Source organism: Rhodococcus sp. 05-2255-3B1 (assembly GCF_002258545.1).
GTDB lineage: Bacteria > Actinomycetota > Actinomycetes > Mycobacteriales > Mycobacteriaceae > Rhodococcoides.
On record NZ_NOZC01000036.1, the window covers coordinates 273,910 to 288,073 of the forward strand.

Sequence of the window (14,164 nt, forward strand, 5' to 3'; positions counted from 1 at the left end):
CTCATGCTCCGGTGGTCGCGGCCTGCGTGTAGCCGGCGTATCCGTTGGCCTCGAGCTCGTCGGCCAGCTCTGCACCGCCGGACTTCACGATTTCACCGTTGACGAAGACGTGGACGAAGTCGGGCTTGATGTAGCGCAGAATGCGGGTGTAGTGCGTGATCAGCAGCACTCCACCGTCTTCGCGCTCCTTGTACTTGTTGACACCCTCGGACACCACGCGCAGAGCGTCGACGTCGAGGCCGGAGTCGGTCTCGTCGAGGATGGCGATCTTGGGCTTGAGCAGTCCCAGCTGAAGAATTTCGTGACGCTTCTTCTCGCCGCCGGAAAATCCCTCGTTGACGTTGCGCTCGAGGAAGTTCGCCTCGATCTCGAGCTCGCTCATCGCGGTCTTGGCTTCCTTGACCCAGTGCCGCAGCTTCGGAGCCTCACCGCGCACGGCGGTGGCGGCGGTGCGGAGGAAGTTCGACATCGACACGCCCGGCACCTCGACCGGGTACTGCATCGCCAGGAAGAGGCCGGCGCGCGCACGCTCGTCGACGCTCATCTCGAGCACGTCTTCACCGTCGAGGGTGATGGTGCCCGAGGTCACCGTGTACTTCGGGTGGCCGGCGATGGCGTAGGACAGGGTCGACTTGCCGGAACCGTTGGGACCCATGATCGCGTGCGTCTCACCCGACTTCACGGTGAGGTCGACACCCTTGAGGATGTTGATGGGCTCCGCAGTGGCGTCGGAGTTGGCGACGCTGACGTGCAGATCGCGGATTTCGAGTGTGGACATCAAAAAGTTCCTTTGTGCAGTCGAGAAAGGTTCGGGTGTGACCTACGCGCCGACGACGGCGAGTTCGGTCTCGATGGCAGCGTCCAGGCGCTCGCGCACGGCGGGGACCGGAATCTTGTCGATGACCTCGTGGAAGAAGCCGCGGACGACGAGTCGGCGAGCGACCTCCTCGGAGATGCCACGAGCGCGCAGGTAGAACAGCTGCTCGTCGTCGAAACGGCCGGTGGCACTGGCGTGGCCTGCTCCGACGATCTCCCCGGTCTCGATCTCGAGGTTCGGTACCGAATCGGCGCGCGCGCCGTCGGTGAGAACCAGGTTCCGGTTGAGCTCGTAGGTCTCGGTTCCCTCGGCCTCGGCGCGGATGAGAACGTCGCCGATCCAGACGGTGTGCGCGTCGTGCTTGCCCGGGCCCACTTCGCCCTGCAATGCGCCCTTGTACATGACGTTGGACTTGCAGTGCGGAGCCGAGTGGTCGACGAGCAGACGCTGCTCGAGGTGCTGGCCCGCGTCGGCGAAGTACAGACCCAGCATGTCGGCGTCACCACCGGGCGCGCTGTAGCGCACGGTCGGGCTGATGCGCACCAGGTCGCCGCCGAGACTGACGTTGTAGTGCCGCAGCACGGCGTCGCGTCCCAGGAGTGCATGGTGTGCCGCCACGTGCACGGCGTCGGACTGCCAGTCCTGGATCAGCACGACGTGCAACTGCGAGCTGTCACCGAGAACGAACTCGATGTTCTCGGCGTACGTGCCACTACCTCGCTGGTCGATCACGACGGTGGCGCGAGCGAACGTGCCGAGTCGGATCTGGAGGTGACCGTAGGCGACGTGGTCGACACCGGGACCGTCGACGGTGATCTCGATCGGATCGGCCACCTCGACTTCGTTCGGCACGGAGACGATCGTGGCCTCGGTGAACGCCGAGAATGCCTGAGCGGCAATACGATCGGCAGGAACGCCGGCCTTGCCCAGTCGCTCGTCCTCGCGCCCGACGGTCTCCACGGTCACCGATTCCGGGGCGCCGACGGTGACCTGAGCGGCCCCGTCGGCGACGGCGGAACCGTCGTGCAGGCCGCGCAGCCGACGCAGCGGCGTGAAACGCCACAGCTCGTCACGACCCGACGGGATCTCGAACGCATTCACGTCGTAGGACGTGAACTGAGCGCCCTTGTTCACGACGAGCTTCGACTTGTCTTCCTTGGCCGACTCGGGGTTTTCGGATGCCACGGCACCCATCACTCCGGTGAGGGGGTTGTTCACTTATCCGACCGACCCTTCCATCTGCAGCTCGATGAGCCGGTTGAGCTCGAGCGCGTATTCCATCGGCAGTTCGCGAGCGATCGGCTCGACGAAGCCGCGCACGACCATCGCCATCGCCTCGTCCTCGGTCATGCCGCGGCTCATCAGGTAGAACAACTGATCGTCGCTGACCTTCGAGACGGTGGCCTCGTGGCCCATCGAGACGTCGTCCTCGCGGATGTCGACGTACGGGTAGGTGTCGGAACGACTGATCGTGTCGACGAGCAACGCGTCGCACTTGACCGTCGAACGCGAACCGTGCGCACCCTTGTTGATCTGGATCAGACCGCGGTACGACGTCCGGCCGCCGCCGCGAGCGACGGACTTGCTGACGATGTTCGACGACGTGTGCGGTGCCAGGTGCAACATCTTCGAGCCGGTGTCCTGGTGCTGGTCCGGGCCTGCGAACGCGACCGAGAGAACCTCGCCCTTGGCGTACTCACCGGTCATCCAGACGGCCGGGTACTTCATGGTGACCTTGGAGCCGATGTTGCCGTCGACCCACTCCATCGTTGCGCCTGCCTCGGCCTTGGCGCGCTTGGTGACGAGGTTGTAGACGTTGTTCGACCAGTTCTGGATGGTCGTGTAGCGGCAACGACCACCCTTCTTGACGATGATCTCCACCACGGCGGAGTGCAGCGAGTCCGACTTGTAGATCGGCGCGGTGCAACCTTCGACGTAGTGCACGTAGGCACCCTCGTCGACGATGATCAGCGTGCGCTCGAACTGACCCATGTTCTCGGTGTTGATCCGGAAGTAGGCCTGCAGCGGGATGTCCACGTGGACGCCCGGCGGGATGTAGATGAACGATCCACCGGACCACACCGCGGTGTTCAGTGCGGAGAACTTGTTGTCGCCTGCGGGGATGACGGTTCCGAAGTACTCGCGGAACAGCTCCGGCTGCTCCTTGAGGGCGGTGTCGGTGTCGAGGAACAACACTCCCTGAGCCTCGAGGTCCTCACGGATCGAGTGGTAGACGACCTCGGACTCGTACTGGGCGGCGACACCGGAGACGAGGCGCTGCTTCTCCGCCTCGGGGATGCCGAGCTTGTCGTACGTGTTCTTGATGTCCTCGGGCAGGTCTTCCCACGTTGCAGCCTGCTTCTCGCTGGACCGCACGAAGTACTTGATGTTGTCGAAATCGATGCCGTCGAGGTCGGAACCCCAGTTCGGCATCGGCTTGCGCTCGAACGTCTTGAGCGCCTTGAGGCGCGCCTCGAGCATCCACTCGGGCTCGCTCTTCTTCTGCGAGATGTCGCGGACGACGGCCTCGGAGAGACCGCGCTTGGCGCTTTCACCTGCTACGTCCGAGTCGGCCCAGCCGTATCCGTAGGTGCCGAGCGAGGCGATGGTCTCGTCCTGGGTCAGCGGCGCGGTGGGTGTCACCTGGTCTGGTGTGACGGTCATGCGGGCTCCTTCCGGAGGCGTGGGCGTTCTCCGACACGGGGCTGCGCGTCGGGAGTCTTCTTGTCGGAACTATCGGTGTTCGAGTACCGCGTCGGTGACAGCGGTACGTGCGTCGTACACGCGCAATTACCGTTGGCGATGGTCGCCAAACGCTGCACGTGCGTGCCGAGGATCTCGGCGAACGCGGTCTGCTCGGCCTCGCACAGCTCCGGAAACTCGGAGGCGACGTGCGACACCGGGCAGTGGTGCTGGCAGATCTGCACACCGTTGCCCACCTGACGGGTGGTGGCCGAGAATCCGGCCGCGCTGAACGCGTCGGCGATTCGGTCGGCGGCGTCCTCCACGGCATGCGCATCGGATCCCGTCGCAGGCTCCACGTCGGCCACGATGGTGTTGACGCGTTGCCGAGCGAATGTCTCGATTGCCGCGTCTCCCCCGATCTTGCGCAGCTGCCGCATGGCGGCACCGGCAAGATCGTCGTAGGTGTGGCCGAGACGGTTGCGCCCGGCTGCGGTGAGCTGGAAATGCTTGGCCGGTCGGCCCCGGCCACGTTGCCGAGCACCTGCGGGGGTGGTGATGCGGGCCTCGCCCGCGTCGATGAGTGCGTCCAGGTGACGTCGGACACCCGCAGCGCTCAACCCCAGCCGAGTACCGATGTCGGAGGCGGTGATGGGGCCCTCTTCCAGCAGCAGAGTGACCACAGCGCTCCGCGTCTGCCCCTCGGGGGCCGACGTGGGTCGCACCGACGAAACGCCTGCGCCGGACGCCGAAGACTCGACACTTCCCGGACGCACGAGCGAGCTCTCGGTTGTTTTCACAACACCAGTGTGACGGAATTGCGGGACCCGGTCCAGCAAGGGTGCCCTATGCAGGGCGCTCGTCCGACGACGTGGCCGATGCCGTGCCTGCGGATGGAGCACGGTGCAGGCCGTGCGCGAGTGCACAGCTACGCTCCCACTGTGCCATCGACCGACAGTGAGCCCAGTTCCGAGAGCTCACCTTCCGCGAGCGGTTCCGAGTTCTCCTCGGCATCCGGCACATCGAAGTCCACCCCGGGCGCGCTCGTCCAGCGGTTCGTCGTGGTCCCCGCCCGTCGAGTCATCGGCCTGGAACCGACGCCTCCCGGCGGGGCGGTCGCCACCCTGCACGGAGACGAGCAGGAGGCACCGGGGCTGAACCCCTCGGAGACGAACCAACTCAGGAACATCCGTCGTTTCGGTGCCGCGGGTGCGCTGCTGATGGCGATCGGTGCCCTCGGCGCGGGCGCGCAGCCGGTGCTGCAGAACCCGATCGCGGGTGTCCGACTGCTGAGCTTGCCGTCCCGAATGGCGACCACCGCACTGACCGTCACGATGACCGGAACCGTCATCGTGGTGCTCGCGTGGTTGCTGTTGGGAAGATTCGCGTTGGGACGCACACGGTCGGGAACCACCCCACGTCGGCTCACTCGTTCCCAGATGGACCGCACACTGCTGCTGTGGATCCTGCCGTTGAGTGTGGCACCGCCGATGTTCTCGCGCGATGTCTACTCGTACCTCGCCCAGAGCGAGATCACCGCACGCGGACTCGACCCGTACGAGGTCGGTCCGGTCGATGCACTCGGGGCCGACAACGTGCTGACCCGAACGGTTCCCAACATCTGGCGGGAGACCCCGGCACCCTACGGTCCGCTGTTCCTGTGGATGGGGCGTGGAATCACGTACTTGACCGGTGAGAACATCGTCGCAGGCATTTTCCTCCATCGTCTGCTTGCGCTGGTGGGCGTAGCGCTGATCGTTTGGTCGCTGCCACGTCTCGCCCGACGCTGTGGGGTCGCGTCGGTCACGGCACTGTGGCTCGGTGCCGCGAACCCGCTGCTGCTGTTCCACCTGGTCGCCGGTATCCACAACGAGGCCCTGATGATCGGGCTCATGCTGGCCGGTACCGAACTGGCCCTTCGCGCGATCGAGCGCGCGGGTCCTTTGCGCAGCACCGATATCGCATTCCTCGTCGGCGGAGCAGGCCTGATCGCGCTGTCGTCTGCGATCAAGATTCCCTCGCTCATCGCGCTCGGCTTCGTGGGGATGGCACTGTCGAGGCGATGGGGCGGGACCCTCAGATCCGTGATGTACGCGGCACTGTTGCTCGGCTCGATCGCCGTCGTGGTCCAGGTCGCCGTGAGCCTGGGTAGCGGGCTGGGCTTCGGCTGGATCAACACTCTGGGGACCGCGGGGGTGGTGCGCAGCTGGATGTCGATTCCCACGATCCTCGGTCTCGGTACCGGATTCGTCGGTGTGCTGCTGGGTCTCGGCGACCACACCACCGCTGTGTTGGGTCTCACTCGCCCGATCGCTGCCGTCGTCGCAGGAATCATCGTCGTCCGCATGCTGATCGCCGTTCTGCGCGGCCGCCTGCATCCGGTCGGCGCACTCGGCGTCGCGCTCGGTGCCGTCGTCCTGTTGTTCCCGGTGGTGCAACCCTGGTACCTGCTGTGGGCGGTGATTCCGCTGGCCGCGTGGGCCACGACTCCCTCGTTCCGGCGTCCGGCCATCGCCTTCTCGTCGTTGGTGAGCGTGATCCTCATGCCGAACGGCAGTGAGTACCAACCGTTCCAGATCGTGCAGGCCGCCGTCGTGACCATCCTGACGATCGCGGTGCTCTATCTGCTCACGCGAAACCGGATGCCGTGGCCCATCCGCACCGGACCACCGGAACGCGACCGCAGCGACGACGAATACGCTGAGTCCTCGTGATCTCCGGGACGTCCGACGCGGCGCAACCTGTCGTACAGCTGACCGACGTACGCAAGTCGTACGACGGTGTCAGTGCCGTCGACGGACTGAGCCTGAACATCGGCCCCGGCGAGGTTCTCGCGCTGCTGGGCCCCAACGGAGCAGGAAAGACCACCACCGTCGAGATGTGCGAGGGGTTCGTCGTGCCGGACAGCGGCTCGGTCCGGGTCCTCGGACTGGACCCCGTGGCGCAGTCGGCGCAGCTGAGGCCACGCATCGGCGTCATGCTCCAGGGCGGAGGTGCGTACCCCGGTTCCAAGGCAGGCGAGATGCTCCAACTCGTCGCCTCGTACTCGGCCGACCCCCTCGACCCGGCGTGGCTGCTCGACTGCCTCGGCCTGACCTCTGCCGTCCGCACCCCGTACCGGCGGCTCTCCGGTGGGCAACAGCAGCGGCTGGCTCTGGCCTGCGCCATCGTCGGGCGGCCCGAACTGGTGTTCCTCGACGAACCGACCGCCGGGCTCGACGCCCAGGCCCGGCTGCTGGTGTGGGAATTGATCGACGCCCTGCGCCGCGACGGTGTCGGCGTACTGCTCACGACACATCTGATGGACGAGGCCGAGCAGCTCGCGGATCGGCTGACGATCATCGACAACGGCCGCGTCGTCGCCTCGGGCACACCCTCCGAGCTGACCAAGCAGGGTGCCGAGGGCCAACTGCGCTTCACCGCACCCCCGGGACTCGAACTGTCCATGCTCGACGCGGCACTCCCCCCGGGTTACGTACCGTCGGAACCGGCGCCAGGCTCCTATGTGGTCTCCGGTGTGATCGAGCCGCAGATTCTGGTGATCGTCACGTCCTGGTGCGCACAGCAGGACGTGTTGGCCACCGAATTGCAGGTCGACCAGCGCCGCCTCGAGGACGTGTTCCTCGAACTGACCGGCAGAGAATTGAGGAAGTGACCGTGCGCAGAGAAGCCCGGCTCGCCGACAACCGATTCGAGACAGGCCTGTTCGCGCCTCGCCCGCAGCCCGCCTCGGCTGCGCGGATGCTGCTCGCACAGACCCGCCTCGAACTGAAGTTGTTGCTGCGCAACGGTGAACAGTTGCTGCTGACGATGTTCATCCCGATCACCCTGCTGATCGGATTGACCCTGCTGCCCTTCGGCGAACTCGGTGCCGACCGAGTGGCCCGCGTCGTCCCGGCCGTGATGATGGTGGCCATCATGTCGACGGCGTTCACCGGCCAGGCGATCGCTGTCGGCTTCGATCGCCGCTACGGCGCGCTCAAGAGACTCGGGGCGACACCCCTTCCGCGGTGGGGCATCATCGGCGGCAAATCCGCCGCCGTGGTGATCGTGGTGATTCTGCAATCGATTCTGCTCGGCTCGATCGGCGTCGCTCTCGGATGGCGCCCGAGCGCGACGGGTCTGTTGCTCGGGGCCGTCATCATCGCTCTGGGAACCGTCACCTTCGCGTCGATGGGACTGCTGCTCGGCGGCACCCTGCGCGCCGAGATCGTGTTGGCGCTGGCGAACATCGCCTGGTTCGTGATGCTCGGCATCGGCAGCGCGGTGTTCGTGGACGACCAGATCCCCCAGGGACTGCAGAACGTCGCACGCATCGTGCCGTCCGGCGCGCTCGGTGAGGCACTGAGCAGAGGTGTGTCCTCGTCCTTCGACATCTTCGGTGTGGTCGTACTGCTGGTGTGGGCTGCGGTGTGCGGCACCCTCGCGGTACGCACGTTCAAGTTCACCTGAGCGGGGCTCGCCACCCAACGACGCTCGCCACCCAACGACGCTGTGTAGTTGATCGGCGTTTACCATCGAGGGGTGCTGTACAGAGCGTTCTTGCGCGTCGTCGATATCCTGCCCGTGCCCTCGCTTCGAGTGCAGCGGGTGCTGGCATTCATTGCGATCCTGACGCAGGGTGGCATCGCTGTCACCGGCGCCGTCGTTCGTGTCACCGGTTCCGGACTCGGGTGCCCCACGTGGCCGCAGTGCTTTCCCGGTAGCTTCACTCCCGTCGGGGTGTCCGAGGTCCCCGTTCTGCACCAGGCCGTGGAGTTCGGCAACCGTCTGCTCACGTTCGTGGTCGTTCTCGCGGCCGCCGCGGTCGTCATCGCCGTCACCAGGGCACGGCGGCGTCGGGAAGTGCTGTTCTTCGCGTGGCTGATGCCGCTCGGTACCGTCGTACAGGCCGTGATCGGCGGATTCACGGTGCTGACCGGACTGCTGTGGTGGACGGTAGCCGTTCACCTCGTCGTCTCGATGGCCATGGTGTGGCTGGCCACGTTGCTGTACGCCAAGGTCGGCGAGAGCGATGCGCCGGCCGAGTCCACGCCGACGGTGCCGGGTGCTCTGCGAGCGCTGACGGGGCTGTCCGGGATCGCTCTGACGGGCGTGCTGATCGCGGGCACCATGGTGACCGGAGCCGGCCCGCACGCGGGCGACAAGAGCATCGAGGAACCGGTACCGCGTCTCGGTATCGAGATCGTGACGCTGGTGCACGCACACTCTCAGTTCCTGGTCGGCTACCTGGCCCTGCTCGTCGGATTGGCATTCGCGCTGTATGCGGTTCGTGCGCCGAAGGCGGTCACGTTCCGACTCAACGTCCTGATCGGCCTGGTGCTGGCGCAGTCTCTTATCGGACTGGTGCAGTACTTCACCGGGGTTCCGGCCGTGCTCGTCGCCTTCCACGTGGCCGGTGCGGGCGGATGTACCGCCGCCACCGCTGCAGTCTGGGCGGCCTGCCGCACTCGCGGCCCGGTGGCGACCGAGACGGTCGAGACCACCGAGGACGTCGCAGTTCGCTCGTGACGATCGGTCGAGCTTCGAACAGGGTGGAGGGGCAGCGGGCCTCCCCCTCAGATGGCCGACTGCCCCTCCACTGACTTCGACGCATCGGGTACCGAGATGGTTCCCGCCGGATCGAAGGAATTTCCGCAGTTTTCTCCGCTCAGACGATCGCCTGGTTGCGCGCCTTCGGGAACTTCTTCTGACCGGCCACCCACCCGGCCATCTTCTCGTAGTGTCCGGGGGCCGGATTGACCGAACTGACCAGCTCGCGGTCCCATTCGGCCTCGGTCAACTGGTCGAGACCGTCGACGATCGCGCGGGCGATGGCGGTCGTCGCCACCACCTGGTCGCCCAGTACGCCGTCGGCACCGACCATGGTGAGCCGAGTTCCTGCTCGACCGATCGGCTGGATCACCACGTTGGCGGAGTTGCCGTGGTCGGCGAGAAAGCTCTTCACGGCCGCGAGTGTTCCCTTCGGAACCTCGTTCGACTCGTTCTTCTCGATGCCCGCGCTGTCGATTTCGGTAGCCATGCCGACACGATACCGAGGCCGTCCGCGTCGCCAGCATCCACCCGTCGAGTCGTTACTGATCGGTAACTTCGGCCGCGTGCGTGTGTTACCCGGATCCGTGTACCCGAGTGTGACGCGCCCGTGTAGAACGGTCTCATGCGTGCCATTCGAATAGACAACACCGGCGGACCCGAGGTCATGAACGTCGTCGACATTCCGATACCGACGCCGGGACCGGCTCAACTACTGGTCCGGATCGAGGCCGTCGGCATCAACTACATCGACACGTACTTTCGACGCGGTCTGTATCCACGCGCGCTGCCGTACGTTCCCGGCGACGAGGGATCCGGGGTGATCGAACAGGTCGGAACGGACGTCACCGACTTCGCACCGGGACAGCGCGTCGCCTGGGCCGCAGCGCCGGGCAGCTACGCGGAATACGTACTGGTCGACGCCTCGTCGGCCATCGCGGTTCCCGAGGGCGTTCCTGCCGATCAGGCCGCCTCGGCGCTGCTGCAGGGTATGACGGCGCACTACCTGATCGAATCCACCTACCCGGCCCAGCAGGGTGACACCGTCCTCGTGCACGCCGGCGCAGGTGGCGTCGGACTGTTGCTGACGCAGATGGCGGTGGCGAAGGGAGTGAACGTCATCACCACGGTCTCCACGGATGCGAAGGCCGAGCGGTCCGCGCAGGCCGGTGCCGCCCACGTGTTGCGCTACGAAGAGGACATCGCTGCTCGCGTGCGCGAGATCACCGACGGCGAGGGTGTCCATGCGGTGTACGACGGCGTCGGTGCCGACACGTTCGAGGCAAGTCTGGCGTCGTTACGGATCAGAGGGACGTTGGCCCTGTTCGGAGCGGCGAGCGGTCCGGTCCCGCCCCTGGACCCGCAGAGGTTGAACGGCGCAGGATCGCTGTTCCTCACCAGGCCGACACTCGCCCACCACATACGGGACCGGGCCGAGCTCGAGTGGCGGGCCGGAGATGTGTTCGGGGCGATATCGCGTGGCGCGCTCACGGTCGAGGTCGGCGCTCGATACGCGCTGGAGGACGCCGCGCAGGCCCACATCGATCTGGAGTCACGCCGAACGACGGGATCGATCGTGCTCGTTCCCTGACCGATCCGTCGGGTGACGCTCGCTCAGGAGAGAAGCTGGGCGAGCGTCTGCCAGCCGAGGACCGAGTCGACGGCCAAGCCGCAGAACACCAGTGCCAGGTATTCGTTGGAGAGGATGAACAGCTTCAGTGGCTTGACCGGAGTTCCCGCTCGCACGCCTGCGTACAGGCGGTGTGCGACGACGAGAAACCACACTCCCGACGCCACGGCGACGGCCGCGTAGACGATGCCCGAGCCCGGTGCCAACGCAAGTGTCGCGGCAACGGTGGCCCACGCATACAGCACGATGTGCTTGGTGACCTTCGTCTCCGACGCGACCGCAGGCAGCATCGGTACGTTGGCCGCCTGGTAGTCCTCCTTGTAGCGGAGCATGAGCGCCCAGGTGTGCGGCGGCGTCCACAGGAAGATGACCAGGAACATCACCAGAGCCTGCCACCCGATCGTGCCGGTCACAGCGGACCAGCCGATCATCACCGGCATGCAACCGGCCGCGCCACCCCACACCACGTTCTGCGAGGTGCGCCGCTTGAGCACCAGCGTGTAGACGAAAATGTAGAAGCAGATGGTGACGACGGCGAGAACACCGCTGAGCAGATTCGTGGTGGCCCACAGCCAGAAGAACGAGAACACACCGAGTACGAGCCCGAAGATCAGCGCGTGCGAGACGGGCATGGCACCGCGGGCGAGCGGGCGCTTCTCGGTGCGCTTCATCACCTTGTCGATGTCTGCGTCGACCACCATGTTCAGCGTGTTGGCACTGGCCGCGGCCAGCATTCCGCCGAAGAGGGTGGTGAGGATCAGCCACGGATCGACGTTTCCCCGGTCGGCCAGCAACATCGCCGGAATGGTCGTGACGAGGAGGAGTTCGATGACCCGGGGCTTCGTGAGCGCGACATACGCAAGAAAGAGTGCGAATGCTCTACGTGGGGCGGACGTTGCCGGCGCGGCCTGCGTCGGCTCACCTGTCTCGTCTGCTCCGAATCCGGGGCCGCCGGCGAAACCGTGTCCGCCCGGCTGCTGCCCAATTCGCACTGCGTCTCCTCGCACGACTGTCGTTCTCTGGCGCTCGGCCACTTGCTCACGCGCCACCGGCACGCGGGTTGTCTCTCGACGGCGACACTTCGGCGCCTGCGCGCACGCGCAACTCCGCGACCACAACCGCGGGAGCCGACGACCGTGCGCCTACTACGACCGATGGTAGACGGCGGGGTTTGCACCTCCAATTCGCAGGGCACCCAAAGTGAGGAATACGTCGCCTACGAGTAACCCGCGCGCAATCGCCCGGGGGAAGGCACGACAGTAGGGTCGGACAGAACTAGGCTGGTGGAGGACGTCCTTCGGCACCGACCACATGCGTGCTCCACCCAGGCGCATTGCAGTCGCCGCCGGGCGACGATTCCCCGGAGCCACAACTCGAACGAATGTCAGGAGATTTCTGCTCGTGTCGATCACAGACGATATTGACGTCCTCACCACGGCGCACCACCCGAGCGACTGGACGGACCTGGACACCCGAGCGGTCGACACCGTTCGTGTTCTGGCAGCGGACGCAGTGCAGAAGGTCGGCAACGGCCACCCCGGAACCGCGATGAGCCTGGCTCCCCTCGCCTACACCCTCTTTCAGCGCACCATGCGTCACGACCCCACCGACACGCACTGGATCGGCCGCGACCGGTTCGTGCTCTCGTGCGGGCACTCGAGCCTGACTCTCTACCTGCAGCTGTACTTGGGCGGCTTCGGTCTCGAGCTCGCCGACATCGAGGCACTGCGCACCTACAAGTCGAAGACTCCCGGACACCCCGAGTTCCGCCACACCGACGGTGTCGAGATCACCACCGGCCCGCTCGGTCAGGGACTCGCCTCCGCCGTGGGCATGGCCATGGCGGCGCGGCGCGAGCGCGGTCTGTTCGATCCCGAGCCCGCACTCGGTGAGAGCCCGTTCGATCACTACATCTACGTGATCGCCTCCGACGGAGACATCGAAGAAGGCGTGACGTCCGAGGCGTCGTCGTTGGCCGGTACTCAGCAGCTCGGCAACCTGATCCTGTTCTACGACGACAACAAGATCTCCATCGAGCACTCCACCGACATCGCTCTCTCCGAGAACACGGCCGCGCGCTACGAGGCCTACGGCTGGCACGTACAGGTGGTCGAAGGCGGCGAGAACGTCACCGCGATCGAAGAAGCCGTCGAGGCTGCCAAGGCCGTCACCGACAAGCCGTCGATCATCGTGCTGCGTACCATCATCGGCTTCCCGGCCCCCACCATGATGAACACCGGCGCAGTCCACGGTGCCGCACTGGGCGACGAGGAGATCGCGAAGGTCAAGCAGGCCCTCGATTTCGACCCGGCCAAGACGTTCGAGGTCACCGACGAGGTCATCGGCCACACCCGCAAGCTGCAGGAGCGCGGCCGCAAGGCCCACGCCGAGTGGACCGTCCAGTTCGACGCCTGGGCCGCCCGCGAGCCCGAGCGCAAGAAGCTGCTCGATCGCCTCACCCAGGGCACGTTGCCCGAGAACTGGACCGACGTTCTACCCACCTGGGAGCCCGGTAGCAAGGCCGTCGCCACGCGTGCCGCCTCGGGTGAGGTCCTCAATGCCGTCGGACCGGTTCTGCCGGAACTGTGGGGCGGCTCGGCCGACCTCGCAGGCAGCAACAACACGACGATCAAGGGTGCGAAGTCCTTCGGCCCCACGTCCATCTCCACCGACGACTGGGACGCCGAGCCGTACGGCCGCACCCTGCACTTCGGTATCCGTGAGCATGCGATGGGCGCGATTCTGTCGGGCATCGTGATGCACGGCCCGACGCGTGCGTACGGCGGCACGTTCATGCAGTTCAGCGATTACATGCGGCCTGCGGTCCGGCTCGCGTCACTCATGGACATCGACCCCATCTACGTGTGGACCCACGATTCCATCGGCCTCGGTGAGGACGGCCCGACGCACCAGCCGGTCGAGCATCTCGCCGCGCTGCGGGCCATCCCCAACCTCTCGGTGGTACGCCCCGGCGACGCCAACGAAACCGCGTTCGCATGGCAGGCAGTGTTGGCCAGGTCCAGCAGCAGCGGACCCGTCGGCCTTGCGCTCACGCGTCAGGGCATCCCGATTCTCGAGGGCACCAGCTACGAGGGCGTCTCCAAGGGCGGATACATCCTCGTCGAGTCGTCCAAGGCGACCCCCGACGTCGTGCTGATCGGTACCGGTTCCGAGCTGCAGTACGCCGTGGAGGCACAGAAGCAGCTCGAGGCGCAGGGCATCGCCGCCCGCGTCGTCTCGATGCCGTGCGTCGAGTGGTTCGAGAGCCAGGATCAGAACTACCGCGACCAGGTGATCCCGCCCACCGTCAAGGCCCGGGTGTCGATCGAAGCCGGCATCGCGATGCCGTGGTGGAAGATCGTCGGCGGCTTCGGCGAGATCATCTCGCTCGAGCACTACGGCGAATCTGCCGACGCTGCAACACTTTTCCGCGAGTTCGGCTTCACGGCCGAGGCCGTCACGGCAGCCGCACAGCGCTCCATCACCAATGTGAAGGGATAATT

The 14,164-nt window shown here is 66.0% G+C and carries 12 protein-coding genes; 6 read left to right on the forward strand and 6 right to left on the reverse strand.

Features of this window, described 5'->3' with window-relative positions; genetic code table 11:
- Position 1: 1 nt before the first annotated feature.
- Genes sufC through CH249_RS22085 form a run of 4 tightly spaced genes read right to left on the reverse strand, consistent with a single transcriptional unit; the run spans position 2 to position 4,224 of the window.
- A complete protein-coding gene (gene sufC / locus CH249_RS22070; protein WP_032398023.1) occupies positions 2–778 on the reverse strand; it encodes a Fe-S cluster assembly ATPase SufC in 777 nt (258 codons plus the stop codon).
- Positions 779–820: 42 nt separating this feature from the next.
- On the reverse strand, positions 821–2,011 hold the full coding sequence (gene sufD / locus CH249_RS22075; protein WP_094630100.1) for a Fe-S cluster assembly protein SufD: 1,191 nt from the start codon (positions 2,009–2,011) through the stop codon (positions 821–823).
- Between the two features lie 24 nt (positions 2,012–2,035).
- Complete coding sequence (gene sufB, locus CH249_RS22080; protein WP_032398021.1) at positions 2,036–3,481, reverse strand: Fe-S cluster assembly protein SufB; 1,446 nt, start codon at positions 3,479–3,481, stop codon at positions 2,036–2,038.
- The gene (locus CH249_RS22085; RefSeq protein ID WP_317810418.1) at positions 3,478–4,224 is read right to left on the reverse strand and encodes a metalloregulator ArsR/SmtB family transcription factor; all 747 of its coding nucleotides are present in this window, start codon (positions 4,222–4,224) and stop codon (positions 3,478–3,480) included. The genes sufB and CH249_RS22085 overlap by 4 nt, the downstream gene beginning before the upstream one ends.
- Before the next feature lie 336 nt (positions 4,225–4,560).
- On the opposite strand from CH249_RS22085, the gene mptB reads away from it, so the two are divergent.
- The 4 genes from mptB (at position 4,561) to CH249_RS22105 (ending at position 9,010) form a co-directional block, all read left to right on the forward strand.
- A complete protein-coding gene (mptB, locus tag CH249_RS22090) occupies positions 4,561–6,213 on the forward strand; it encodes a polyprenol phosphomannose-dependent alpha 1,6 mannosyltransferase MptB (protein ID WP_094648016.1) in 1,653 nt (550 codons plus the stop codon).
- Positions 6,210–7,154, forward strand: coding sequence for an ABC transporter ATP-binding protein (locus CH249_RS22095; RefSeq protein ID WP_179272737.1), 945 nt, complete (start codon positions 6,210–6,212; stop codon positions 7,152–7,154). Before mptB ends, CH249_RS22095 begins: the two co-directional genes overlap by 4 nt.
- A gap of 2 nt (positions 7,155–7,156) precedes the next feature.
- The gene (locus CH249_RS22100; RefSeq protein ID WP_371828407.1) at positions 7,157–7,951 is read left to right on the forward strand and encodes an ABC transporter permease; all 795 of its coding nucleotides are present in this window, start codon (positions 7,157–7,159) and stop codon (positions 7,949–7,951) included.
- Positions 7,952–8,023: 72 nt separating this feature from the next.
- On the forward strand, positions 8,024–9,010 hold the full coding sequence (locus CH249_RS22105) for a heme A synthase (protein WP_094647938.1): 987 nt from the start codon (positions 8,024–8,026) through the stop codon (positions 9,008–9,010).
- 139 nt (positions 9,011–9,149) lie between these two features.
- Here CH249_RS22105 and CH249_RS22110 read toward each other — a convergent pair whose 3' ends face one another.
- On the reverse strand, positions 9,150–9,521 hold the full coding sequence (locus tag CH249_RS22110; RefSeq protein WP_045195275.1) for a hypothetical protein: 372 nt from the start codon (positions 9,519–9,521) through the stop codon (positions 9,150–9,152).
- A 135-nt stretch (positions 9,522–9,656) separates the two neighbouring features.
- Here CH249_RS22110 and CH249_RS22115 point away from each other — a divergent pair, with 135 nt between their 5' ends.
- Positions 9,657–10,622 (forward strand): quinone oxidoreductase, encoded by a 966-nt coding sequence (locus tag CH249_RS22115; protein ID WP_032398016.1) that lies wholly within the window; start codon positions 9,657–9,659, stop codon positions 10,620–10,622.
- Between the two features lie 23 nt (positions 10,623–10,645).
- Here the strand turns inward: CH249_RS22115 and CH249_RS22120 are convergent, their stop codons facing one another.
- On the reverse strand, positions 10,646–11,653 hold the full coding sequence (locus tag CH249_RS22120; protein ID WP_045199760.1) for a heme o synthase: 1,008 nt from the start codon (positions 11,651–11,653) through the stop codon (positions 10,646–10,648).
- A gap of 409 nt (positions 11,654–12,062) precedes the next feature.
- Here CH249_RS22120 and tkt point away from each other — a divergent pair, with 409 nt between their 5' ends.
- Positions 12,063–14,162 carry a transketolase gene (gene tkt / locus CH249_RS22125; protein WP_094630015.1) on the forward strand — a complete coding sequence of 700 codons (2,100 nt, stop codon included), beginning with the start codon at positions 12,063–12,065 and terminating at the stop codon, positions 14,160–14,162.
- Positions 14,163–14,164: the final 2 nt, after the last annotated feature.